This is a genomic window from Jeotgalibacillus proteolyticus (assembly GCF_002926065.1).
In the GTDB taxonomy this organism is placed as follows: domain Bacteria; phylum Bacillota; class Bacilli; order Bacillales; family Jeotgalibacillaceae; genus Jeotgalibacillus; species Jeotgalibacillus proteolyticus.
Genome location: NZ_PREZ01000002.1, coordinates 340,805 through 366,262, shown reverse-complemented (window position 1 = coordinate 366,262; position 25,458 = coordinate 340,805). Strand labels below are relative to the sequence as shown.

Annotated in this window: 21 protein-coding genes, 1 other RNA gene and 1 other annotated feature; of the genes, 18 read left to right on the top strand and 4 right to left on the bottom strand. The window is 43.0% G+C overall.

Going from position 1 to position 25,458, the window contains the following annotated elements:
* Window positions 1-49: 49 nt before the first annotated feature.
* Window positions 50-424: a TIGR04086 family membrane protein gene (locus C4B60_RS05530; protein WP_104057011.1), complete on the bottom strand. Its 375-nt coding sequence runs from the start codon at window positions 422-424 to the stop codon at window positions 50-52.
* Between the two features lie 87 nt (window positions 425-511).
* Between C4B60_RS05530 and C4B60_RS05525 the strand changes: the two genes are divergently transcribed.
* A complete protein-coding gene (locus C4B60_RS05525) occupies window positions 512-1,147 on the top strand; it encodes a DUF421 domain-containing protein (RefSeq protein WP_104057269.1) in 636 nt (211 codons plus the stop codon).
* A gap of 6 nt (window positions 1,148-1,153) precedes the next feature.
* On the opposite strand, the gene spoVB is transcribed toward C4B60_RS05525, so the two are convergent.
* Window positions 1,154-2,692, bottom strand: a complete 1,539-nt coding sequence (gene spoVB / locus C4B60_RS05520; RefSeq protein WP_104057268.1) for a stage V sporulation protein B — start codon at window positions 2,690-2,692, stop codon at window positions 1,154-1,156.
* A gap of 112 nt (window positions 2,693-2,804) precedes the next feature.
* Between spoVB and C4B60_RS05515 the strand changes: the two genes are divergently transcribed.
* The 7 genes from C4B60_RS05515 (at window position 2,805) to dtd (ending at window position 11,923) form a co-directional block, all read left to right on the top strand.
* Entirely contained in the window at window positions 2,805-3,137 is a 333-nt protein-coding gene (locus C4B60_RS05515; RefSeq protein WP_167578584.1) for a post-transcriptional regulator, read from the top strand.
* Window positions 3,138-3,306: 169 nt separating this feature from the next.
* On the top strand, window positions 3,307-5,571 hold the full coding sequence (secDF, locus tag C4B60_RS05510) for a protein translocase subunit SecDF (RefSeq protein WP_104057009.1): 2,265 nt from the start codon (window positions 3,307-3,309) through the stop codon (window positions 5,569-5,571).
* A 146-nt stretch (window positions 5,572-5,717) separates the two neighbouring features.
* A complete protein-coding gene (locus C4B60_RS05505; protein WP_104057008.1) occupies window positions 5,718-6,068 on the top strand; it encodes a LapA family protein in 351 nt (116 codons plus the stop codon).
* Window positions 6,069-6,227: 159 nt separating this feature from the next.
* Window positions 6,228-8,591: a single-stranded-DNA-specific exonuclease RecJ gene (gene recJ / locus C4B60_RS05500; RefSeq protein WP_104057007.1), complete on the top strand. Its 2,364-nt coding sequence runs from the start codon at window positions 6,228-6,230 to the stop codon at window positions 8,589-8,591.
* Window positions 8,582-9,094, top strand: coding sequence for an adenine phosphoribosyltransferase (locus tag C4B60_RS05495; RefSeq protein ID WP_104057006.1), 513 nt, complete (start codon window positions 8,582-8,584; stop codon window positions 9,092-9,094). The genes recJ and C4B60_RS05495 overlap by 10 nt, the downstream gene beginning before the upstream one ends.
* Before the next feature lie 178 nt (window positions 9,095-9,272).
* Entirely contained in the window at window positions 9,273-11,465 is a 2,193-nt protein-coding gene (locus tag C4B60_RS05490; RefSeq protein ID WP_104057005.1) for a RelA/SpoT family protein, read from the top strand.
* A 17-nt stretch (window positions 11,466-11,482) separates the two neighbouring features.
* Window positions 11,483-11,923 carry a D-aminoacyl-tRNA deacylase gene (gene dtd, locus C4B60_RS05485; RefSeq protein WP_104057004.1) on the top strand — a complete coding sequence of 147 codons (441 nt, stop codon included), beginning with the start codon at window positions 11,483-11,485 and terminating at the stop codon, window positions 11,921-11,923.
* Window positions 11,924-11,963: 40 nt separating this feature from the next.
* On the opposite strand, the gene C4B60_RS05480 is transcribed toward dtd, so the two are convergent.
* Complete coding sequence (locus C4B60_RS05480; protein ID WP_167578583.1) at window positions 11,964-13,778, bottom strand: N-acetylmuramoyl-L-alanine amidase family protein; 1,815 nt, start codon at window positions 13,776-13,778, stop codon at window positions 11,964-11,966.
* Between the two features lie 145 nt (window positions 13,779-13,923).
* Window positions 13,924-14,156: a binding site (T-box leader), on the top strand.
* Window positions 14,157-14,224: 68 nt separating this feature from the next.
* On the opposite strand from C4B60_RS05480, the gene hisS reads away from it, so the two are divergent.
* The 6 genes from hisS (at window position 14,225) to C4B60_RS05450 (ending at window position 20,420) form a co-directional block, all read left to right on the top strand.
* The gene (gene hisS / locus C4B60_RS05475) at window positions 14,225-15,490 is read left to right on the top strand and encodes a histidine--tRNA ligase (RefSeq protein WP_104057002.1); all 1,266 of its coding nucleotides are present in this window, start codon (window positions 14,225-14,227) and stop codon (window positions 15,488-15,490) included.
* A gap of 13 nt (window positions 15,491-15,503) precedes the next feature.
* A complete protein-coding gene (aspS, locus tag C4B60_RS05470; RefSeq protein ID WP_104057001.1) occupies window positions 15,504-17,276 on the top strand; it encodes an aspartate--tRNA ligase in 1,773 nt (590 codons plus the stop codon).
* A gap of 60 nt (window positions 17,277-17,336) precedes the next feature.
* A non-coding RNA gene (gene ssrS / locus C4B60_RS05465) (6S RNA) lies at window positions 17,337-17,523 on the top strand.
* A gap of 150 nt (window positions 17,524-17,673) precedes the next feature.
* The gene (locus tag C4B60_RS05460; RefSeq protein WP_104057000.1) at window positions 17,674-18,432 is read left to right on the top strand and encodes a tRNA threonylcarbamoyladenosine dehydratase; all 759 of its coding nucleotides are present in this window, start codon (window positions 17,674-17,676) and stop codon (window positions 18,430-18,432) included.
* A gap of 123 nt (window positions 18,433-18,555) precedes the next feature.
* Window positions 18,556-19,482, top strand: coding sequence for an ABC transporter ATP-binding protein (locus C4B60_RS05455; protein WP_104056999.1), 927 nt, complete (start codon window positions 18,556-18,558; stop codon window positions 19,480-19,482).
* Window positions 19,482-20,420 carry an ABC transporter permease gene (locus C4B60_RS05450; protein ID WP_104056998.1) on the top strand — a complete coding sequence of 313 codons (939 nt, stop codon included), beginning with the start codon at window positions 19,482-19,484 and terminating at the stop codon, window positions 20,418-20,420. The genes C4B60_RS05455 and C4B60_RS05450 overlap by 1 nt, the downstream gene beginning before the upstream one ends.
* Before the next feature lie 33 nt (window positions 20,421-20,453).
* Here C4B60_RS05450 and C4B60_RS05445 read toward each other — a convergent pair whose 3' ends face one another.
* Entirely contained in the window at window positions 20,454-21,713 is a 1,260-nt protein-coding gene (locus C4B60_RS05445; protein WP_104056997.1) for a replication-associated recombination protein A, read from the bottom strand.
* A 131-nt stretch (window positions 21,714-21,844) separates the two neighbouring features.
* On the opposite strand from C4B60_RS05445, the gene cymR reads away from it, so the two are divergent.
* The 4 genes from cymR to C4B60_RS05425 all read left to right on the top strand — a co-directional run bounded on the left by cymR (window position 21,845) and on the right by C4B60_RS05425 (window position 25,442).
* Window positions 21,845-22,264 (top strand): cysteine metabolism transcriptional regulator CymR, encoded by a 420-nt coding sequence (gene cymR, locus C4B60_RS05440; protein ID WP_104056996.1) that lies wholly within the window; start codon window positions 21,845-21,847, stop codon window positions 22,262-22,264.
* 45 nt (window positions 22,265-22,309) lie between these two features.
* Entirely contained in the window at window positions 22,310-23,458 is a 1,149-nt protein-coding gene (locus tag C4B60_RS05435) for a cysteine desulfurase family protein (RefSeq protein ID WP_104056995.1), read from the top strand.
* 20 nt (window positions 23,459-23,478) lie between these two features.
* A complete protein-coding gene (gene mnmA / locus C4B60_RS05430; RefSeq protein ID WP_280632255.1) occupies window positions 23,479-24,606 on the top strand; it encodes a tRNA 2-thiouridine(34) synthase MnmA in 1,128 nt (375 codons plus the stop codon).
* Between the two features lie 164 nt (window positions 24,607-24,770).
* Window positions 24,771-25,442, top strand: coding sequence for a tetratricopeptide repeat protein (locus tag C4B60_RS05425; protein WP_104056993.1), 672 nt, complete (start codon window positions 24,771-24,773; stop codon window positions 25,440-25,442).
* Window positions 25,443-25,458 lie beyond the last annotated feature (16 nt).

The following is a 25,458-nucleotide window of genomic DNA, read 5'->3' as shown; positions in this document are numbered from 1 at the left end:
TACGCCAAAAAGCTGGAGGGGATTTTCCCCCTTCAGCTTTTTTCATACTCTAAGACTGTTCCCTGGCTCCTCCAAATAAATTCACCCCTGCAATTCCTCCGACGATCGAGATGAAGAGGGTCAGGGAGGTTTGGATCAGTGATGAAGTCCATATTGCTCCCTGAGTAGTCAATAAGAATGACAGTGCAGTCATAATCAATCCAATAAATGCCCCAACCAGCAGTCCTTTTTTCTTTGAAACCGCTCCTCCAACTATAGCTCCTGTAAGTACAACAGCGAACATACTGCCATTTAGCCATTTCGTCATATCAAGTTCTTTTACCGGAGTAAGAGCAAGCAGCGCAGCAACAATAATGGATATGAAAAGCACTGACAATGCGATAACAACGACGCCATACGTAATCCCTTTCCCGATTTGAAGCATATAAATCCTCCCTAAAATCTTTTTGTGTAGCAAACGGTAAGCCGGTCATACTAAGCAGGACAACCCATTGAAAGGAAGATAAACATGATTGAGGAGTATATTTTAATCACATTTAGAACTATTGTACTTTATGGATTAATCATTTTAATTTTCCGCTTAATGGGTAAAAGAGAAGTCGGCGAGCTCAGCCTGCTTGATCTAATTGTTTTTATGATGATTGGAGAAGTCGCTGTTTTAGCTATCGAGGACCCTTATGTTGATATGCTGAAGGCCGTTTTCCCAATGGTTCTGTTAATGGTGCTTCAGGTTATGCTATCTTGGTTTTCCCTCAAAAATAAGACCTTCCGCGACTTAATAGATGGAACTCCCTCTGTGCTTGTACGGCACGGAAGGCTTATGAAAAATGAAATGAGGAGAAACCGTTATAACATTGATGACTTAATGCAGCAGCTAAGAGACAAAGATATATTTGATATGAACGATGTTGAATTTGCCATTCTTGAGCCATCAGGCATGCTGACGGTTTTGAAAAAAGGAAGAGAAGAAGGAAAACTATCGCTTCCACTTATTATGGACGGGCAAATCCAGTATGATCACCTAAAAAAGCTTCACAAAGATGAACCCTGGCTGCGTGCAGAAATGGAGAGAGAAGGGTACAGCAGTCTTGAAAAAATATTATTTTGTTCCTATGAGAATGGGCAATGGTACATTAGCGGCAAGTGACGCTCATTACGATTTTCGCCAGAAAGAAAAGAAGGACCAATCCTCCTGCTTAATGACATTAAAAGCTCTTCCAAAGAAGATATAGCACACAATTAAAATAAGCATAGTGACCAGCGGATGAAGCAGGTAAGAGGGGAGCAGGGTTGGAAAGAGCTTTGTCTCAAGTACATACATGCCGGTCATTAATAGTAAAACAATTCCATACTGGCTGTAAGGCACCTTAATAGGCACCAGCTTTAGCATCGTCAGAAAATGAAGAAGTGTTACCATCACCAGTCCCACCATAATTCCAATGGCAGCGCCGTTTATTCCCATACCGGGCTGAAGCATTAAAGCGCCCATAACAATCAGTTTTACCACCGCCCCGATGAGGCTGTTAATCATTGCTGCACCTGCTGCCTCGTATGCCTGCAATACAGCGTGAAGCGGTCCCTGGTAATAATAAAAAATAAATAAAACCGCCATAAAGTGAAGAATATGCTCACCGCGGGTGGAATGATAAAGGGCTTCAAGCAAATAACTGCCGTGAGTGAGCAAAAGAATGGAAAACAATCCGCCTGTAACGAGTGAGATTCTTAAGGCCTGCTGAATACGGTGCTCCACTGAAATGGTTTGGTTTCTTGCCTTCGCTTCACTTATCGCAGGGACAAGAGCTGTGCTGAGTGATACGGTAATAAATGATGGTAAAAGTAAAAGCGGCAGCACAAAGCCTGTCAGCACGCCATATTCCTGTGTAGCCACCGCAGCAGTGAAGCCGGCAATAACTAAACACTTCATTACAACAATCGGCTCCAAAAACCAGGCAATTGAACCAATCATGCGGCTCCCTGTTGATGGCAGGGCAATACTTAAAAGCTGTTTTGCAATCACTCCCCGTTCCGGATATGAATTTTGTATTTTTAATGCCTTCTTGATGCCCCTTCTTGAATAAACGAAATGAAAATATAAATAACCCAGGGAAAGGAGCTCGCCTCCAATTGATGCAAGCATTGCACCGGCAGCTGCATATTCAATACCCATCGGAAGGAGCATTCCTACGAATACATACAGTAAAGCGAGCCTTACAATCTGCTCAATGATGGAGCCGGCAGCTGTAACTCCCATTTGCTGTTTTCCCTGGAAGTAGCCTCTAAGAACAGCCGAAAAAGCTGCGATAGGAATAATCGGCAAAATGGCGATAAACGGCCAGTATGTCCGATTGTCTGCAAAAAGCGTTTCCGTCAGATATGGGGCAAGCACAAACATCACTGGAGTGAAAATAAGCGCCAGGGTACCTGTTATCAGCAACGAAACGGTTAATATTCTATGAACAACCTGCTCTTCTTTTTTTGCAGTTGATTCCGATACATACTTAGCAATAGCGATTGGCAGACCCAGCTGTGTTATGGTAATAACAAGCATAAGGGTAGGAAATGTCATCATATACAGACCGACACCTTCCTCGCCGACCATTCGTGCGAGCACCATTCGATGGACGAAACCTAATACTTTTGTAAGCATAGCTGCAAAAATTAGGATGAGTGTTCCGCGTATAAATGTAGACAATTGGCACTCCACCTTCTCAAAGAGAACTTTTTTCGGTACAATTAACCATATGCTCGTTATGGGACAGCCTATGACGGAAATATTGAAATGGACGATTTTAAGGGGGAGAATTATGGATAAAAGCACACCGCTTCAGGAAGTAGCGCATCTTCTAGATCCTGCGCTTGACAGTAAAATCCAGGAGCTTCATCTATATGGATATGATTCGGTCAATGCTGAATCAATCTGGAATTATCTTGTTAACAAAAAATGGAAAGAGATAGAAGGGGATCTTCCGCTATATTTGGTTGTTAACGATATCCTGACCCTTAAATCTGGAGATTTTATGAACTTTACGACGAGAATGGAGTATAAGTCAGCTGCTTCGAGCCGGAAATTTAATGAAGATGAGCTTCAATCGCTGCTGCATGGGCAAGAAGGAGAAAAGAAGGACAAATCTGAGTAAAAGGATCATAGAGCTGCCGGGTGATTGACACTCCTACTCAACTGATTCATAATAAATTTATTGCTAATATACGGATATTTCTACTAGTATTAGCCTGTTGAAATTAATTTTAAGATTATTCTAAGAAATCATTCGTTGTGCAGTTGAACTCAAGGAGGATTTATACATAATGGTAAAGCGCAGTCGAATCGTCACCTTTTTATTACTGCTTATTTTAATCGGTGGCGCAATGGGGATGACAACCCAAACTATTTTAGGAAATATTAAGCTTGGACTGGACCTGCAGGGCGGCTTTGAGGTTCTTTATCAGGTGAAACCTGCACAGGAAGGCCAGGAAATTACCCCCGCGGTAGTATCAGATACTGCCCAGGCTCTTGACCGCAGGGTTAATGTGCTGGGCGTATCTGAACCGGTAATCCAGGTTGAAAATGGAGACCGGATTCGTGTTCAGCTGGCAGGTGTAGAGGATCAAAATCAGGCTCGTGAAATTCTTTCCACTGAAGCCCAGCTGTCATTCCGGGACGTGAATGATAATGAACTGCTCAGTGGTGCTGATTTAGTGGAAGGGGGGTCTTCACAAACCTTCGACTCTAATAATCGCCCAATCGTTCAACTGGAGCTGAGAAGCGGTCAGCAATTTGGCGAAGTAACCAGGCAGGTACTTGAAATGGGGCAGCCGAATAATCGTCTTGTCATTTGGCTGGATTATGAAGAAGGGGATTCTTACGCTGAAGAAGTTGGAAAGGAAGAACCTAAATTTATCTCGGCTCCAGCTGTATCTGAGGTTTTAACCACGAATACACCAATTATTGAAGGCGGTTTTACCATTGAGGAAGCGCAGACGCTTGCCGACCTTCTTAATGCAGGCGCACTTCCTGTTGAATTGGAAGAGATCTATTCTACTTCCGTAGGGGCTTCATTTGGATTAATGGCGATGGATCAGACAATTGTTGCCGGACTTATCGGGATTTCATTAATCTTCCTATTTATCATTGCCTTTTATCGATTCCCGGGAGTTATTGGGGTTGTTACACTATCTGTTTACATCTACCTTATTCTTCTGATTTTTGACTGGTTAAACGGTGTGCTGACACTTCCAGGTATTGCAGCATTAATTCTTGGAGTGGGGATGGCGATTGATGCCAACATAATTACCTATGAGCGGATTAAAGAGGAATTAAAGATTGGCAAGCCAGTAAGAGATGCATATGAAGCGGGAAGCCGGTCATCTCTTTGGACGATCTTTGATGCAAATGTCACAACTCTTTTGGCCGGCATTGTGCTCTTTTACTTCGGAACAAGCTCAGTAAAAGGGTTTGCCACAATGCTTTTAATCAGTATAGTTGTCAGTTTTATAACGGCTGTATTTGGAACGCGCTTATTTATGAGCCTATGGGTCAAAAGCGGATTTCTAGATAAGCGCAAGGGCTGGTTTGGCGTGAAGAAATCCGAAATTCATGAGTACAAAGATGATGTGGATTCGGTAGATCTGCCAACAAAATTTGACCGGTTCGACTTTGTCTCAAACAGAAGAAAATTCTTCATCTTATCTGCTGCTCTTATCGTAGCCGGAATGGCTGTTCTTGCCATATTCCGCTTAAATTTAGGGATTGATTTTACCGCCGGTACGAGAATGGATGTTATGACAGACACTTCCCTTACAGAGGAAGTAATTCAAGAGGACCTGGCTGCACTTGATTTAGAAGCTAGCAATATTACCATCTCCGGTGAAAATCAGGAGGTCGGTGTAGCAAGATTTACTGAACCTCTTGGACCGGAAAAAATCGCTGAAATCAACAGCTATTTCACAGACAAGTATGGGTCGGAGCCAAATGTATCGACAGTAGATCCGATTATTGGAGAAGAGCTGGCCAAAAATGCACTGTATGCATTAGCGATTGCGTCACTTGGCATTATTCTGTATGTCTCCATACGCTTTGAGCTATATATGGCACTTGCTTCAGTAGTTGCCCTGGTTCACGATGCCTTCTTTATTATTGCAGTGTTCAGTCTGCTTCGCCTTGAGGTTGACATCACCTTCATTGCAGCGGTGCTGACCATCATCGGGTATTCAATAAATGATACGATTGTTACATTTGATCGTATAAGGGAAAATCTGCGCAAGCAAAAGCTGATTGAAACAAAAGAGCAGCTGGCAAAAGTGGTTAATCAATCTCTGCGCCAGACACTCGGCAGATCTGTAAATACAGTTCTTACAGTGGTATTCGTTGTTGTTGCCATGATTCTTTTTGGTGCATCATCTATTTTAAATTTCTCCATTGCCCTATTAATTGGCTTAATCGCAGGAACGTATTCCTCTATTTTCATTGCAGCCCAGCTATGGTATGTATTGAAAAAGCGCGAACTTAAGAAAAAGGGATCAATTGTCACGTATAAAGAGAAAAAGGAGTGGAGCGACGAACCTGTCGTGTAACTCTCCTAAACATAAAACCCTGCTTTCGTTGGCAGGGTTTTATTGTGTCTGCACCGAGTAAGGATTATCTTTTTAAGAATAAGGGTAATTTAGTTTTATAGGTTAGCTGATTTTATACATTGGCTGCAGGGAGAGGAGGAACGGGATTGAAATTTCAATGGACATTGCTCTTAGGAATTATTTTTGCTCTTATTGTTGCTATATTTGCGGTTATTAACGTTGATCCGGTTATTGTAAATTTTGCATTTGCAGAGACAGAACTGCCGCTGATTCTTGTTATTTTAGGATCCGTTTTAATGGGCGGCCTGATCATTGGTTCAGTCGGCTTTTTCCGCCTGTTTGTTCTTCAAAGAAAAATTAAACATGCTGAACAGGAAAACGCCAGTTTAAAGGAAAAGCTTGAACGGGCAGAAGCCCGAGGAAATGATCCGCTGCCTACACGAACTGAATACCGGAAAACAGCACCGGACTCAATAGGGGACTCTTCTCCTGAATAATTAAATTAAAAGAGCCCGGAACATAACGATAAATTTAAACCGGGCAAAAGAGGATGAGACACATTTGTCTCATCCTCTTTTTGAGATTAACAGTTACCTAGTTTCATTGAATCCCTGCCTCCTCTGCTGTATAATGAAAAACGCTAAAGAGGTGAGAGTATGTTACAGTCAAAAACACGCTGGAAGATCCAGCCTATTAATGAGGATTATGTTCAAAACTTAATTGATGCTTTAACTATCCCTGAGGTTGTTGCCCGATTGCTTGTTCAGCGGGGAATGGTCGATGTCGAGGATGCAAAAGCTTTTTTGTATATAGAAAACCAGCCTTTTCATGACCCTTTTCTGCTAAAAGGTATGGATAAAGCAACGGAACGAATTAAAGAAGCAATCGCTTCTGAGGAATTAATTATGGTATACGGAGACTATGACGCAGACGGCGTAACGAGTACCTCCGTTATGCTCACAGCTTTACAGGAGCTTGGGGCTAATGTTGAATTTTACATACCCAATCGTTTTACAGAAGGTTACGGTCCAAATGAAGAAGCATTCAGGTTTGCTGCAGAGCAGGGAACTGGCTTAATTATCACTGTAGATAACGGTATATCCGGGATAAATGAGGCTGCTCTATTAAAGGAGCTTAGTGTTGATTTAATTATTACTGATCATCATGAACCAGGACCTGAGCTTCCTGATGCACTGGCTATTATTCACCCGAACCATCCGAAAGGCGATTATCCTTTTAAGGAGCTCGCAGGGGTAGGAGTCGCCTTTAAAGTAGCACATGCCCTGCTCGGAAAACCTCCTGAGCATCTTCTTGATCTGGCTGCAATTGGCACTATTGCGGATTTAGTTCCTTTGAAAGGAGAGAATCGGCTAATCGTTAAAAAGGGGCTCAAAGCATTAAGGCAGACGAAAAGAACCGGCATCCATGCCCTTTGTAAAGAAGCCGGCTCGAACGTTGCTGAGCTTGATGAAGAATCGGTTGGTTTTGTGATCGGCCCGCGGTTAAACGCTGTGGGAAGACTTTCTGATGCAGATCCTGCCGTTCACCTGCTGATGACAGAGGATTCAGAGGAAGCCCGGGCTCTCGCAGCAGAAATTGATGCGATTAATAAAGAGCGCCAGACGATCGTAAGCGATATTACAAAAGAAGCCATTGAACAGGTGGAAACCAAGTATCCGCTCGATCATAACCGCATTCTCGTTATTGAAAAAGAAGGGTGGAATCCTGGTGTAGTAGGCATTGTTGCCTCGAGATTGGTAGACCGCTTCTACCGGCCCGTCATTATGCTTTGCAAGGATCCGGCCACCGGGAAATCAAAAGGCTCTGCAAGAAGTATACAGGGCTTTAATATGTTTGAGGAATTGTCACAAAATCGTGATATCCTTCCTCACTTTGGCGGCCATCCGATGGCAGCCGGAATGACACTGCTCTCAGAGGACGTTGCTGAGCTTAGAAGCAGACTGAATAGACAGGCAGAAAAACTGACAGAAGAGGATTTTGTTCCGATTACAAATGTAGATACCCTTACTGCGCTTATGGATGTGGATCTGGAGGCTATTTCGCAGGTTCAGCTGCTGGCTCCTTTTGGAATGAAAAACCCTAAGCCAAAGGTGTTAATTGAACAGTCTTCAGTCGCATCCATCAGAAAAATTGGAGCCAACCAAAATCATTTAAAAATGACTCTTCAAAATGGACAGCATACACTTGATGGAATCGCATTCGGTCTTGGTGAAATTGCTGATCACGTTTCTCCGCTCGCTAAGGTGGATGTTATTGGGGAGCTGTCCATTAACGAATGGAATAATACGAAAAAGGCACAGTTGTTTGTAAAGGATATAAAGGTCAATGATTGGCAGCTATTTGATGTCAGAGGAATTTCACAGCCAAAAAGATGGCTTTCTATTCTTCCGCCCAAACCTCAATTTATTGCCTTTGAGCAAAGTACCGTTGAAGTGTTTAAAGGGCTTATAGAGGAAGATGCCATTTGTCTGATAGGGAATGCCCGGCATGCAGAGTCCTGCTCCATTGATTATAAGCATCTTGTTCTTTTGGATCTGCCAAAAGAAGAGGAGATTTTATTGTCTCTTATTCGAAATGGTGTGCCTACCAGAATATATGTTCACTTTTATCAGGAAAACCCCCAGTTCTTCAGTGGAATGCCGCCGAGAGATAATTTTGCATGGTATTATGCATTCCTGAAAAAGCGCCAGCAGTTTGACCTTCAAAAAAATGGAGAAGCACTTGCAAACCATAAGGGCTGGACAAAAGACACGATTAATTTTATGACAAAGGTGTTTTTTGAACTGGAATTTGTTACAATGAAAGACGGAATAATTACAGTGAACAATTCTGTTCAAAAACGTGATTTGTCCCATTCACCTGCCTACCAGTCAAAGGAACGAATGGTTAAGCTGGAGCAGGAGCTGTTATATTCGTCATTTCAGCAGCTTAAGCAATGGTTTGAGCAGCATATTGACCTGACGAAGAGACTCGAGGAGGAAGAAAAAGTATGGATTTAAAGCAGTATGTAACGATCGTGGAAGATTGGCCTAAAAAAGGAATCCGATTTAAAGATATCACGACACTTATGGATAATGGCGACGCTTATCGTTATGCAACTGATCAGATTGTTGAGTATGCAAAAGATAAAGATATTGATATCATCGTCGGGCCTGAAGCAAGAGGTTTTATTATCGGGTGCCCTGTTTCCTATGCACTTGGAATAGGCTTTGCTCCTGTCCGAAAAGAAGGAAAGCTTCCGAGAGAAACCGTTAAGGTGGATTACGGGCTTGAGTATGGAAAAGACGTATTAACGATTCACCGGGATGCGATTAAGCCGGGACAGCGTGTACTCATTACAGATGACCTTCTGGCAACAGGCGGTACAATCGAAGCAACGATTAAGCTTGTTGAAGAACTTGGCGGGGTTGTAGCGGGAATTGCCTTCCTGATTGAGCTTACGTACCTTGATGGGCGTGACAAATTAGAAGGATATGATATGCTTACATTAATGCAATACTAATAAATAATCAGGAGTCCCACACTCGGGGCTCTTTTTATATACGGGATATGTCGAAATTAGGCGCTTTTCTCTCAGTAAAATATGAAAATAGTCATAATAGCTTTACATGCGAACATTTTTTTTTAATAATAGAAACAATACACAAAAATCTATTCAAACGATAAAGGTGATATAACGTATGGCGAACGATCGAGTGCTTACCGCGGAAGAAGTGTTCGTGATTACAGCAGCATACATGAGCAGCAGCCAGGTGGATTTAGTTAAAAAAGCATATGCTTTTGCAGCTGATGCCCACAAGGAACAGTTTCGTAAATCCGGTGAGCCTTATATCATCCATCCTATTCAGGTGGCCGGTATTTTGGCGAATCTTCAAATGGATCCGTCAACCGTCGCTGCTGGCTTCTTGCATGATGTGGTGGAAGACACGGACTTTTCCTATAAGGATTTAGCCGAGCAGTTCAATGAAGAAGTTGCAATGCTCGTAGACGGAGTTACAAAGCTTGGGAAAATTAAATATAAGTCAAAAGAGGAACAGCAGGCTGAGAATCATCGGAAAATGTTTATTGCCATGGCGCAGGACATTCGAGTGATTCTTATAAAGCTTGCCGACCGTTTGCACAATATGAGAACACTTAAGCATATGCCGGTAGAAAAACAGATCAGAACTTCAAATGAAACGCTTGAAATTTTTGCTCCGCTTGCCCATCGCTTAGGGATATCCACCATTAAGTGGGAGCTTGAGGATACAGCTTTACGTTACCTAAACCCTCAGCAGTACTATCGGATCGTTAACTTAATGAAGAAGAAAAGAAATGAACGGGAAGAGTATGTTGAGAAGGTCATTAAAGAAATTAAAGATCAGGTAACCGACGTGAAAATTGATGCAGATATCTATGGGCGTCCAAAGCATATCTATTCAATTTATAAAAAAATGGCCATGCAAAACAAGCAATTTAATGAAATATACGACCTGTTAGCTGTCAGAGTAATCGTAGGCAGTATTAAAGACTGCTATGCGGTGCTGGGAATCATTCACACATGCTGGAAGCCTATGCCTGGCCGTTTTAAGGATTATATCGCCATGCCGAAGCCAAATATGTATCAGTCTCTTCATACGACAGTAATCGGGCCGAAGGGGGATCCTTTAGAAGTACAAATCCGGACCTCCGATATGCACCGGATTGCTGAGTTTGGTGTGGCAGCCCATTGGGCGTATAAAGAAGGTACACTGATCAATGAAGATAATAAAGCATCTGTTGAGAAAAAATTAACCTGGTTTAGAGAAATCCTTGAATTCCAGCAGGATTCTTCAGATGCAGAAGAGTTTATGGATGCACTTAAATTTGATCTATTCTCTGATATGGTTTATGTTTTCACACCAAAAGGAGATGTAATGGAGCTTCCGGCTGGATCAGTTCCAATTGACTTTGCCTATCGGGTGCATTCAGAGATCGGGAATAAAACAATTGGTGCGAAAGTAAATGGAAAAATGGTTCCGCTCGATTCAACATTAAAAACAGGAGACATTATTGAAATTATGACCTCCAAGCATTCCTACGGACCAAGCCAGGATTGGCTCAAGCTCGCTCAAACCTCCCAGGCCAAACATAAAATCAAGGCTTTCTTTAAAAAGCAGCGCCGAGATGAAAACATGGAAAAAGGACGGGAGATTGTTGAGCGCGAAATCCGTTCGCTTGATTTTGATCCTAAGGATGTTTTAACGGATGAAAATATTAAAAGAGTTTCTGAAAAATTCAACTTTACCAATGTGGAGGACATGTACTCTGCAGTCGGCTATGGCGGGATTACCGGTGTTCAAATAGCAAACCGTTTAACCGATAAGCTAAGAAAGCTCCGGGATGAAGAAGATACACTGGAAAAAGCAATGGCTGATATTAAGCCTCCTGCCCCGCGGAAAAAAGGGGAAGCCGGCGTAACGGTAAAGGGAATTGACAATCTTCTTGTCCGGTTGTCCAAATGCTGCAGTCCGGTGCCGGGTGATGATATTATCGGCTTCATCACAAGAGGCAGAGGTGTATCAGTCCACCGTACCGACTGTCCAAATATACAGGACGATTCAAATGCCCGTCTCATTCCGGTAGAGTGGGAGGGCACGCCTCAGGATAAAAAGGAATACAACGTTGATATCGAAATTTCCGGTTATGACCGCAGAGGCCTGCTAAATGAAGTTCTCCAGGCTGTAAATGAAACTAAAACGAATATTTCTGCTGTCAGCGGAAGAACCGACCGGAATAAGATGGCTACGATCAATATGTCAATCATGATTCAAAACGTTAACCATCTTCAACGCGTTGTAGACCGCATAAAGCAAATATCAGATATTTACTCCGTCCAACGTGTAGTGAATTAACGACTGGAGGAAGCGTTTTGAAAGTAGTGGTTCAGCGAAGCAAAGAAGCATTTGTAAAGGTTGATGGTGAAATAAAGGGGAAAATTGATAAAGGGTTGGTTTTACTCGTTGGTATTACACATGAAGATGACGAGCTGGCCGCGCGCTACGCTGCAGATAAAATTGCCAACCTGAGGATTTTTGAAGATGGAGAAGGGAAAATGAACCATTCCCTTCTCGATCAAAATGGACAAATTCTTTCAATCTCCCAATTTACACTCTACGGGGAAACAAAAAAGGGCAGAAGACCAAACTTTATGAATGCTGCCAGACCTGAGAAAGCAGAACCTTTATATAATCGGCTTAATGAATTGTTTGAGGAAAAAGGCATCCAGGTGGAAAAAGGAGTATTTGGGGCAATGATGGATGTTTCCCTTATCAATGATGGCCCTGTAACCTTAATTGTAGAGACTCCTTAAGATAATAGACAACAAAAAAACTCGGCCAAAGCCGAGTTTTTTACTGTTCAAAATAATCTACTAAACCATTATAAATACCAGTAGCTGCCATGTCCCTGAAGTGATCGGAATTGATTGCAGCTTCTTCTGCCGGGTTGCTGATATAGCCGAGCTCAAGCAGGATTGCGGGAATTGAATTATTTCTCAAAACGAGGTAATTTCCAAATTGAGTGCCCCGGCTGCGGAGAGACATCTGGTCTTGCAGACCGGAATGTACTGAATCTGCAAGTGCCTCATCCATTGCGCCATAATAATAGGTTGTAAACCCTCTGACGCTTCGATCATCAATCGAATCATAATGAATCGAAACAAAAACATCTGCCTGGTGCTGCTGGGAAAGTGCGACACGGGAATGAAGATCGATGTAGCGATCGTCCTGCCTTGTCATGATAACGTTCGCACCAGTGCTTGAAAGCTTGTGGTAAAGCATTTCTGCTGTTCGAAGAGTAAGCGATTTTTCAAGAGAGCCGCTTGCGCCGATTGCTCCGCCATCTCTTCCGCCGTGACCGGCATCAATTAAAATGGTAGCATCTGATATAGACATGATATCCTGTGATGCTTCCGGTTCTTCTGCCGTTTCTTCCTGATCTACAGCTTCTTCATCTGCTTCGATTGGTTGGGCTGCTTCACCATCGGCAGATACGATCCAATTGGCAATAAAGCCGCTTGCGCCATTATCCAATTTTATTTCATACCAATCTCCTGTTTGGGAAACAGTTTCGTATTGTTCCCCCGAATTAATTCTTGATACTACCTCAGAATCAACCGAAGGGGCCGAACGAACATTCGAGCCGTTGTATAGAACAGTTACGGTAGTTCCATTTGTTGATGACCCCTCTGCTGTATTACCACTTCCTGGCTCTGTAAACCAGCTGGCTATCCAGCCGGTGCTGCCTGAATCCAGCTCAATTTTATACCAGTCTCCAGAAACCTCCTGAATGGTAAATGATTCCCCAAGGCTTACAGCTGAAATCGATTCACCTGAGTGCGCTGGTCCGTTTCGTACAGTTAATGAGTCCACCACCACAACGATAGATGTATCTTCAAGTGTACTTGCTTGTACCGGTCTCTGATCAGCATCTGCTGATTCCTGGGCCTGGTATTGTACGTAGGTTGAGCTTACCCAGCCATTTAAACCGTTGCCTTCAACATTAAGCCAGCCATACTGTTCCTCAATGATGTTTACGCGATCACCCTGGTTAAGAGAGCCAATCACAGAGCCTTCTGAAGAAAAATCGTTTCGGACATTTAATCTGTCGACTAAAATAGTCCCCTGGGATGATTGAATAGAAGAATTGCTCGTGTCAGAAGAGTCCTGGTTAGATTGGCCTGAGCTGGAAATAAATTCTCCGTTCACCCAGCCTTTCGTGCCGTCAGCTGCTGTGACTTCCAGCCAGCCGCTTGAATCAGTATGTACGGTTACAGAGTCACCGCTGCTTAAAACACCCAGTACGGCTTCATCGGTGCCTGGTCCGGATCGGATGCGAAGCTGGTCAGTGGTGACCGTTCGTTTTTCTGAGGCTTGCTGTTCTGCTTGAGGCGGTGTATCCCGAATCGTCAGCCATTCAGCAATCCAGCCTTCCTCTCCATTAGACAGCTTTAATTTCAGCCATCCATATTCCTCGTCCAAAACTTCATAAGTCTCCCCGCTGCTTCCGGTTGCTACAGTAGGAAAGCTCAGCCCGGGTCCCTGACGCAGATTTACATTGTCAGAGGCTACCGTTGCTGACTTTGTTTCCGCATTTACAGTGCCCTCAGGCAGTGCAAAGGAAGAAAGTATTAAAATAACAGCCAAAAAGGGAAGAAATGGTCTCATTAACATCACCTCTCATTTATTGCTAACTCTATCATATAACCAAAACCTTGTAACGTCATTATGAAATCATTTTAAAAAGACTTTTTATTATGTCTTGACAATCATGATAGGGATTATTATGATTGATTACATTATTAAAATCGAAAAACAACCAGTGATGGGGAATAGTAGATAAGAAACGCATGACCAGAGAGAAACCGCCTTTGGCTGAAAGTGGTTTTGCATGACGCCTTATCGAATGAACACCCCGTAGGTTCGATTCTGAAAAGATTTTTATCTTACTAGGAATTGACGTATGCAGGCGTTAACTGCCTTGAGTGGAAGCAGTTTGCTTCAATTAGGGTGGCACCACGGGACTATACAACTCCCGTCCCTTGTTTTCGGACAAGGGACGGGAGTTTTTTCTATGCTCAAAATTGGCTGTTTACAATAAGGAGGAAATAATTATGACGATCAATATTCCGCGCGGCACCCAGGATATACTTCCTGGGACAGTCGAAAAATGGCAGTATATTGAGAATGTAGCCAGAGAAATATGCAATCAGTATCAATATAAGGAAATTCGCACACCAATTTTTGAGCACACTGAATTATTTGAGCGGGGAGTCGGTGATACAACTGATATCGTCCAAAAAGAAATGTATACCTTTCAGGACAGAGGTGAAAGGAGTTTGACCCTTCGCCCTGAAGGAACTGCCGGAACTGTAAGATCATTTGTTCAGCATAAGATGTTCGGTCAGGCAAATCAGCCTGTCAAGCTATTTTATAACGGACCTATGTTCAGGTATGAGCGTCCCCAGGCAGGACGCTTCAGACAGTTTGTTCAGTTCGGGGTAGAGGCGATTGGAAGTGATGATCCGGTCATTGATGCTGAGGTTATTTCTCTAGCAATGGAGCTCTATAAGCGGGTTGGTTTAAATGAATTGAAACTTGTTTTGAACAGCCTGGGAGATACCGATAGCCGGGTCGCTCACAAGGAAGCGCTGATCGCTCACTTTAAACCGAGAATTAATGAGTTTTGTTCAGACTGTCAAATCCGTTTAGAAAAAAATCCTCTTCGCATACTGGATTGTAAAAAAGACCGTGATCACGAGCTGATGGCTTCAGCACCATCACTTGCTGACTATTTAAATGAGGAGTCCAAAGCCTATTTTGAAAAAGTACAGCACTATTTGAGCCTCATGGGCATTGAGTTTGAGCTTGATCCAAACCTTGTACGGGGACTTGATTACTATAATCACACCGCTTTTGAAATTATGAGCAGTGCTAAGGGGTTTGGAGCCATCACGACGTTATGCGGCGGCGGACGGTACAACGGGCTTATCGAGGACTTAGGTGGACCGAGCGCGCCGGGGATAGGCTTTGCTTTAAGCATAGAACGCCTGCTTTCAGCTTTGGATGCGGAAAAGATAGAGCTTCCGGTATCCGGTACCCTGGATTGCTATTTTATTTCCATGGGCGACAAAGCAAAGGATAAAACAGTGGAGCTCGCTTTCAAAGCAAGACAGCAGGGCTTGAGCGCGGAAATGGATACTCTGCGACGAAAGATGAAGGCACAAATGAAAAGTGCGGACCGTCTGAAAGCAAAACATGTAGCAATTTTGGGAGAAAATGAACTTGAGGCTGGAACGATAACCGTTAAGCATTTAGAAAGCGGGTCTCAGGAAATCATTAACATCGACGGACTGATTGATTATTTAAAGCAATCCTAAGGAGGATAAGCATATGTTTGGAAGATCTTTTTACTGCGGTGAAGTACCTGCTGCAGCCATTGGAGAAAAAATAACGCTAAAAGGGTGGGTTCAGAAACGACGTGATCTTGGCGGCCTTATATTTATTGATCTGCGTGACAGAACCGGTATTGTACAGGTTGTTTTCAACCCTGCAATTTCAGAAGAAGCTCTTAAACAGGCTGAGGCTATTCGCAGTGAATATGTACTGAGTGTAGAAGGAACTGTAGAAGCCAGAAATGAAAACACTATTAACAAAAATCTATCTACTGGCACGATAGAGGTTCATGCTTCTGAGGCTACAGTAATTAGTGAAGCAAAAACTCCGCCTTTTGCCGTCGAGGATAAAGCGGATGTTGCTGAGGATATCAGGTTAAAGTACCGCTATCTTGATCTGCGCCGTCCGGTTATGGCTGAAACGTTTAAAATGCGCCATAGTGTTACAAAGTCAATTCGCCGCTTTTTGGATGACGAGCAATTTATTGAAGTTGAAACGCCTGTACTGACTAAAAGCACACCTGAAGGAGCCAGGGACTATCTCGTACCAAGCAGAGTTCATCCGGGAGAGTTTTACGCTTTGCCTCAGTCCCCCCAGCTCTTCAAACAGCTATTGATGGTTGGCGGCTTTGATAAATATTATCAGATTGCCCGCTGCTTTAGAGATGAAGACCTTCGTGCAGACCGTCAGCCTGAATTTACACAGGTAGATATTGAAACAAGCTTTATGAGCCAGGAAGATATTATGGCGATGAATGAGCGGATGCTTGCTAAAATGATGAAGGATGTTAAAGGGCTTGAAATTTCGCTTCCAATCCCTAGAATAACCTACAATGATGCGATGGAGCGCTATGGCTCTGATAAACCCGATACCCGCTTTGGAATGGAACTGAAGGATATTTCATCTCTTGTAGAAGGGTCAGGCTTTAAAGTGTTCAGCGGGGCAGTCCAATCAGGAGGCCAGGTCAAACTGATCAATGTTAAAGGCGGAGCAGAGGACTACTCCAGAAAAGATATTGATGCTCTTGGAGAGTTTGCCGGAAGATACGGAGCAAAGGGGCTCGCATGGCTTAAGAAAACATCGGAAGGATTCAACGGCCCTATCGCTAAGTTTTTCAATGAAGAAGAGCAGATAACTCTTGTTCAGGCTGCAGAGGCAATTGAAGGGGATTTGATTTTATTTGTGGCAGATAAAAAATCTGTTGTAGCTGATTCATTAGGTGCACTCAGGTTAAAGCTTGGAAAAGAGCGTAGCCTTATTGACACGACTGCCTTTAATTTCCTTTGGGTAACAGATTGGCCGCTTCTTGAGTATGCAGAGGAAGAGGGGCGTTACTATGCAGCGCATCACCCGTTTACTATGCCGGTTAGAGAAGATATTCCACTTTTAGAAACAGACCCTGGGGCTGTTAGAGCACAGGCGTATGATATCGTTTTAAACGGCTATGAGCTTGGCGGAGGGTCATTACGAATTTTTGAACGGGAGATTCAGGAGAAAATGTTTAAAGTGCTAGGATTTTCTCAGGAAGAAGCGCAGGAGCAATTCGGCTTTTTATTGGAAGCATTTGAATACGGAACTCCTCCTCATGGAGGAATTGCCCTTGGGCTGGACCGTCTGGTCATGCTTTTGGCAGGTCGTTCAAACCTTCGTGATACGATTGCCTTTCCAAAAACAGCAAGTGCCAGCGATGTTTTAACTGATGCTCCAGGCGAGGTGAGCGAAGCGCAGCTGAAAGAATTAAAATTGTCCCTGAACCTTCAGAATAATTAATTAATTCGCCACCTTATGATTGATCTTTTGAATAAGGTGTGGTATTATTTACAAACAAGGCAAGTCCTGATGTGTACGTTATCTAATCATTCGTTTTGACCGAACACTTCTATTTTCGGGAGCCTGCGTTTTCTTGAATCGTGCATGCCTTTTGCGAGGACGCATTAATCGGGGAACAGGGCACCCACCTGCTGAGAGCGGGTTCAAAACAATAGATATCAAAAGAGACGGCATAATTGGGATTTGCCAATGCCATACATACTCTTCACCGCCAGCCTAAATAAGGCTGGCGGTTTTTTGTTATTATACCGAAAGCGATTCTGACAATCATTGATTTAATAGTGGAAATAAGCTATTCTTAAATCCGTCATAACTAACTGATTTGGAGTTGATTTAAATGCTTCACCAATTTTCACGAAATGAGCTTGCTATTGGATCTGAGGGAATTGAACTGTTGAAAAATAAAACAGTTGCGGTTCTTGGAATTGGAGGAGTTGGCTCATTTGCAGCGGAGGCTCTGGCAAGAAGCGGAGTAGGAAGACTGATTCTCGTTGATAAAGATGATGTAGATATAACAAATGTAAATAGACAGGTAATTGCTCTTCTTTCAACCGTTGGGCAGCCTAAGGCTGATTTAATGAAAGCACGGATTGCAGACATTAACCCTGATTGTGAAGTCGTTTCTCTTAAGATGTTTTATACGGAAGAGACGTATGAAGAATTTTTTAATCATGGACTCGATTTTGTGGTGGATGCATCTGATACGATTTCCTACAAAATTCATTTAATAAAAGAATGCTTAAAGCGTGACATTCCTGTAATTTCAAGCATGGGTGCTGCGAATAAAATGGATCCAACCCGCTTTCAGATCGCTGATATATCGAAAACCCATACGGATCCAATCGCAAAAATAATACGAAAAAGACTAAGAAAAGAAGGCATTCCTAAAGGCATTAATGTGATATTCTCTGATGAAAGCCCGATTGTTATAAGAGAAGATGTAAGAAAAACAGTAGGTAATGACCTGGCGGCTATCCGAAAAGCCAAAATGCCTCCTTCCTCAAATGCTTTTGTTCCTTCAGTAGCCGGCTTAATTGCAGCGAGCTATGTTATAAACACCTTCTTAAAAGATATCATGATCAATCGGGTGCAGTAGTCCCGATATAAGCCGGCCTGTAACAATGGACCGGCTTTTTGTATTCTTTTTGAAACTTTATTCCAGTTTTAACGTATTTAAAGCGAAGAGTCATTTATATATTTAATAGCCAGGAGGGAAGGCATGGATAAAAAATCAATCGTACAATTAAAAAATGTATCAAAGACCATAAGGGGAAAGAAGATTATTGACCAGGTTTCTTTTGATGTTTATGGAGGTGAGGTTTTTGGCTTTCTTGGGCCAAACGGTGCCGGGAAAACGACAACGATCCGAATGATTGTCGGATTAATGGAGTTATCAGAAGGCGATGTAATTATCGAAGGAAAAAGCATCAAATCCAACTATGAGGAAGCTGTGCAGCATGTTGGGGCAATTGTTGAAAACCCTGAAATGTATAAGTTTCTTACAGGATATAAAAACCTTATTCATTACGCCAGAATGTACAAAGGCATTTCAAAAGAAAAGATTGACGAAGTCGTTCGGCTTGTTGGCTTGGAAAAGAGAATCCATGAAAAAGTTAAAACATATTCGCTCGGTATGCGTCAGCGGCTTGGCATTGCACAAAGTCTTCTTCACGATCCAAGGGTACTGATATTGGATGAACCGACAAACGGACTGGATCCGGCAGGAATACGCGAAATTCGTGATTACATACGAAGGCTGGCTAAGGAACGAGATATGGCTGTCATTGTATCGAGCCATTTATTATCTGAAATGGAAATGATGTGTGACCGTGTTGGCATTATTCAAAACGGAAAACTGATTGATGTTCAAATGATGAACGATTTTGTTTCGACCAAAGGTCAGTTATTCAAACTGGAAGTGAACCAACCGAATGAGACAAGGGAAAAGGTGCTTTCACATAATCCTTCATGGACGGTTGAAATAATTGAACAATCACTAGTGATTGATATGACGAAAGACCAGGTGCCGGATTTAATTCGCTTCTGCGTCGCTCACAATATTGATGTTTATGGCGTTTCTCCAGCTGCAAAAACACTTGAAGACCGCTTTCTGGAAGTAACGTCAGGGGAAGGAGTGACTCGCTAATGCTTAACTTAATCCGGAATGAATGGATGAAGCTTTTGAACCGTCCCGGGACATACGTAATGGCCGGACTGCTTGTACTTGCTGTCATCGCTTCAGCTGTTATCATGCTATTTATAAATTCAACGCTTGAATCATCAGATGAAATGACGTGGCAGCAGCAGCTGGAAATGCAAAATGAACAGCAATCCATGATGGAAGATGGCGGGCAAGGATTTATGGCAAGTCCGGAAGAGGTCATTGCCATCAATGAATACAGGCTTGCAAATGATCTGCCGCCTAATGAAATGAACAGTATGTGGAATTATTTAGAGACAAATGCCTTTATGATCTCCCTTGTTGGATTGTTTGCTATTGTTGTCGCTTCAGGAATTGTGGCAGGAGAATTCTCATGGGGAACGATTAAGCTCTTAATGATCAGACCGATTGCACGCTGGAAAATTTTATTATCTAAGTTTATTACCGTTGCTACATTTGGTTTATCATTAGTCGGTATTTTAGTTGTTTTATCTCTGATTATGGGAGCGATCTTCTTTGATGCGGGAAGTGCAGTTCACCTGACATATGAAAATGGGGTTGTGCAGGAAAGCAGTATAATTGCTTACCTTGCAAAAATTTATTTTTACAGCTCAATCGATGTCATTATGCTTACAACGATGGCCTTTATGATTTCAGCGGTTTTCAGAAACAGCTCGCTTGCGATCGGAATAAGCCTGTTCCTATACTTTATAGGCGGTACTGTAACCGGGTTTGTGGGAATGTATTTTGACTGGGCTAAATATAGCCTTTTTGCTAATACGAATCTGGCGATGTATGAAATGGGTCCAATATTAATTGAAGGGATGACGCTGACGTTCTCAGTCGTAATGATTCTTTTATACTTCATCCTGTTCATGGTGCTGGCTTTTACCGTTTTCACAAAGCGCGATATTGCTGCATAAAAAAGAGCCCTCAGGTGATCCTGAGGGCTCATCTTATTTCATTTTTTCATAAATCTGCTTCAATGCCTGCTCGAATTTACCGGTTGTCTTTGGTTCATAGTACTGTTTATTTTTTATCGAGTCAGGGAGGTACTGCTGCTTCACCCAGCCGTTCGGGAAATTATGAGGGTACTGGTACTCAACCCCGCGGCCAAGCTCTTTTGCTCCCTTATAATGTGCATCCTTTAAATGGTCCGGAACAGCACCGCTTTTTCCTTTTCTGATATCGGTTAAGGCTGCATCGATCGCGCTGATGGCTGAATTTGATTTTGGCGAAAGGCACAGCTCAATCACCGCATTTGCGAGCGGGATGCGACCTTCCGGAAATCCGAGCCTTTCAGCAGATTCAATAGCAGAAAGTGTGCGGGGGCCGGCCTGAGGGCTAGCCAGTCCCACATCTTCATAGGCAATCACAAGCAATCTCCTCGCAATCGTCGGTAAATCACCAGCTTCAATTAAACGGCCCAAATAATGAAGGGCAGCGTCAACATCACTTCCCCGGATCGATTTTTGAAAAGCACTCATGACATCATAATGTGCATCTCCGTCTTTATCATGGGAAAAGCTTTTTTTCTGCAGGCATTCCTCTGCAATTGACGCTGTTATTTTAATGAGGCCATCATCTTCTGGCGTTGATTTTACAGCAAGCTCAAGTGCGTTAAGAGCACTTCTCACATCTCCGTTGCTTCCCTGTGCCAAATGGGTTAACGCAGCCTCATTAAGCTCCACATTTTCTTTGCCAAGCCCTCTTTCCTCATCATTTAAAGCTCTAAGGATTGCGGTTTTCATGTCGTCGATCGAAAGAGGATGCAGTTCAAAAATCTGGCATCTGCTGCGGATAGCAGGATTAATCGCATGGTAGGGATTACTGGTTGTGGCCCCAATCATCGTAATCATGCCATTTTCAAGATAAGGCAAAAGAAAGTCCTGTTTGGTTTTATCCAATCGGTGAACTTCATCCAGCAACAGGATCACCTTGCCAGACATTTTCGCCTCCTGAACGACAATCTCCATATCTTTTTTATTATTCGTAACAGCATTCAGGGTGCGGAATGCATACTTAGTGCTCCCGGCAATTGCAGACGCAATCGAGGTTTTTCCGATACCGGGCGGTCCATATAAAATCATCGAGGACAGCTGCTTGGCTGTGACCATTCTGCGAATGATTTTTCCTTCTCCGACAAGATGCTTCTGCCCAATCATTTCATCAATCGTTCGTGGCCTCATTCGAAAAGCCAGCGGTTTAATACTCATGCGATCACTCCATACTAAGAAGAATATCTTTTGCATCTATCATAGTATCAACACAGAACAAATGCCAACGTTTGGGGTTCTATGCTATAATGTCAAAAGTTAATTATCGAGGGGCAGAGGTGGATGAAAGGATGAAAATATCAACAAAAGGCCGTTACGGTCTTACCATAATGATTGAATTAGCAAAACGTCACGGAGAGGGACCGACATCTTTGAAGGCGATTGCTAAAACTCATAATCTATCTGAGCATTATTTAGAGCAATTAATTGCGCCGCTTAGAAATGCAGGCTACGTAAAAAGCATTCGCGGTGCTTACGGAGGATATATTGTAGCTAAAGAGCCGAATGAAATTACAGCCGGTGATATCATCCGTGTTCTTGAAGGACCGATCAGCCCTGTTGAAGGCATTGAAAACGAAGCTCCCCCGCAGCGTGAGCTATGGATGAGGATTCGTGATGCTGTAAGGGATGTATTGGATCACACAACAATAGAAGACCTGGCTAACTATACAAGTGAAGGCGAATCAGACGCCTATATGTTTTATATCTAGTCTTTCAGCTTAGCGTTTGCACGAAATACATTGGAGGGAATTGAATTGAACCGAATATATGCTGATCATGCGGCAACGACTCCCGTGCATCCTGAAGTAATTAACGTGATGACAGAGATGCTTACAAACAATTACGGAAATGCCTCCAGCATTCATGGAATTGGACGCAGATCAAGACAAGCGCTTGATGAAGCACGGAGCTATGTTGCTTCAAGTATTGGAGCAGAGTTTAACGAAATCATTTTTACAAGCGGAGGAACCGAATCCAATAATCTCGCAATTATGGGAGCTGCCGATGCGATGAAAGAAAAAGGCAACCATATTATTACAACGAAAATTGAACATCATGCCGTTTTTCATCCCTGCGAGGCGCTTTTGAGAAAAGGCTATGAAGTAACCTTTCTTAATGTTGATGAACAAGGGAGAATCTCTGTTGAAGAATTAGAGAAGGCTCTAACCGATAAAACCATTCTTGTTACAGTGATGTATGGAAATAATGAAATCGGGACCATCCAGCCAATTCGTGAGATCGGTAACCGGCTAAAATCCCATCAGGCACTTTTCCATACGGATGCTGTACAGGCATATGGGATTGAAAATATAGATGTCCGTGAGCTTGGCTGTGACCTGCTGTCAGTTTCTGCCCATAAAATAAACGGACCTAAAGGGGCAGGCTTTTTATATGTAAAAAATGGCACTCTCCTTTCCCCTGGTCTCCTTGGTGGAGAACAGGAACGAAAAAGAAGAGCGGGCACAGAGAATATTGCGTCTATTTCCGCTCTCGCAAAAGCAGCCGAAATTGCAAAAGATGATAGAGAAGGAAAACGCGAACAGTTAAACAACATAAAAAAGACGCTGATCGAACGGCTGAACGAACTAAATGTTGATTACCGTGTAAACGGATCTCTTGAGGACACTCTACCGCATGTGCTAAACTTAAGCATCCTGGGAACGGACGTTGAAGCGATGCTGGTTAACCTTGATATGGAGGGAATAGCCGCATCAAGCGGTTCAGCATGTACAGCCGGTTCAATTGAACCATCCCATGTTCTTGTCGCTATGTTTGGCAAGGAGGATGAGCGGCTTCGCAACTCCATTCGATTTAGTTTTGGACTTGGCAATACAGTTGATGATGCAATCAGGATTGCTGAAACGATCGCTTCCATTACAAAACGTCTTCAGCCTGTCCGTTAGATAGAAGAAAAAACAATAAAGTGGTGAAGAAAATGACAAAATCACCTGAGAATACTCGTGTGGTTGTAGGGATGTCAGGAGGTGTGGATTCCTCCGTTGCAGCTCTTATGCTAAAGCAGCAGGGCTACGATGTCATCGGCATCTTTATGAAAAATTGGGACGACACTGATGATGCAGGCGTTTGTACGGCGACGGAGGACTATAATGATGTCATCCGCGTCTGTAATCAGATAGGCATTCCCTATTATGCAGTGAATTTTGAAAAGCAGTACTGGGATAAAGTATTTACGTACTTTTTAGAAGAATATAAAGCAGGCCGGACGCCGAATCCGGATGTTATGTGCAATAAAGAAATAAAATTTAAAGCATTTTTAGATCATGCTCTGAAGCTTGGCGCAGACTATCTCGCTACCGGCCATTATGCCCGGGTGGAAGAACGTGATGGGGAAGTGAAAATGCTAAGAGGTCTTGATGAAAACAAAGATCAAACGTATTTTCTTAACCAGCTGACCCAGGAACAGCTCTCAAAAGTGATGTTTCCGATCGGCGGAATAAATAAAAGTGAAGTCCGAAAAATTGCGCAGGAGGCCGGGCTTGCCACTGCAGCAAAAAAAGACAGCACTGGGATTTGCTTTATAGGGGAAAGAAATTTCAAGGAATTCTTAAGCCAGTACCTTCCTGCCCAGCCTGGTGATATGGTGACGATGGAGGGAGAAAAAGTCGGCTCCCATGACGGATTGATGTATTATACAATCGGCCAGCGGCACGGACTTGGAATTGGCGGGTCCGGTGAACCATGGTTTGTCCTTGGCAAAGATCTTGAGAAAAATCAGCTGTTTGTCGGCCAGGGATTCCATCATGAGGCGCTTTATTCAGATTCACTGTCAGCTGTTGCTGCAAGCTGGACCACAGAAAAGGCAAAATCCGGAACTTTCCGCTGTACAGCTAAATTCCGATATCGCCAAACCGACCATCCAGTAACAGTAACAGTGAAAGAGCACGGTGAAGTGGACGTGTTGTTTGACGAACCAACCAGAGCCATTACTCCAGGTCAGGCAGTCGTCTTTTATTATGAAGACGAGTGCCTTGGCGGAGCAACGATCGATAAAATCTTTAAAGAACAAAAACAGCTTCTATATGTAGGCTAAAACCGGAATGTATATGCTTATTTCTTTATCTTCATCACTGCAAAAGCAGATGAGAGAAAGGATTAAGCTGTACATTCCTTTTCTTTTTTATTCCATAGGCAGCCTGTGTTATACTTTGAAGCATCTAACGGGAGAAACACATTGATTATTCTGGAGGGGTAAAGATGTCAACGCTAAATGAACAAGCGATAAAAAAGTTGCAGGAAGGCGAGTATCAGAATGCTATCGAGTTGCTGAATAAGGCAATTGAGGAAAATCCGGCTGATGAAACCGCTTATATTAACTTTGGTAATGTACTCGCTCAATTAAATGAAACAGAAAAAGCGGAACGTTTTTTTCAAAAAGCTATCACATTAAATGAAGATGCTGGGCTAGCTTACTATTCCCTTGCAAATCTTTACTATAACCAGGAACGTTTTACTGAAAGTGCCAGGCTTTATGAAAAAACAATTGAAAAAGGCGTTGAAGAATCCGATGTCTTTTTCATGCTTGGCATGTCATTAATGAATGAGGAAAAAACAAAGCTTGCATTGCCTTACCTTCAGCGTGCAGCAGAATTAGCTGAGGATGATGCTGAAGTCCATTTCCAGTACGGACTGGCCCTGGCTCAGCTTGAGATCGGAGAAACTGCAATTGAAGAGCTGGCAAAAGCAGTTGCAATTGATCCGGGCCATGCTGATGCTCTTTACAATCTTGGTGTTGCCTATGCCGGTTTTAAAGAAGATGCTGTTGAAGCGTTAAACTGCTTTGAACAGGCAGTTGAGGCTCAGCCTGATCATTATCTCGCCCTGAACGGCCGGGAAGTAGTAAAACAAATGCTTGAATCAAACGGGTAACAGGCAGGAGGAACGA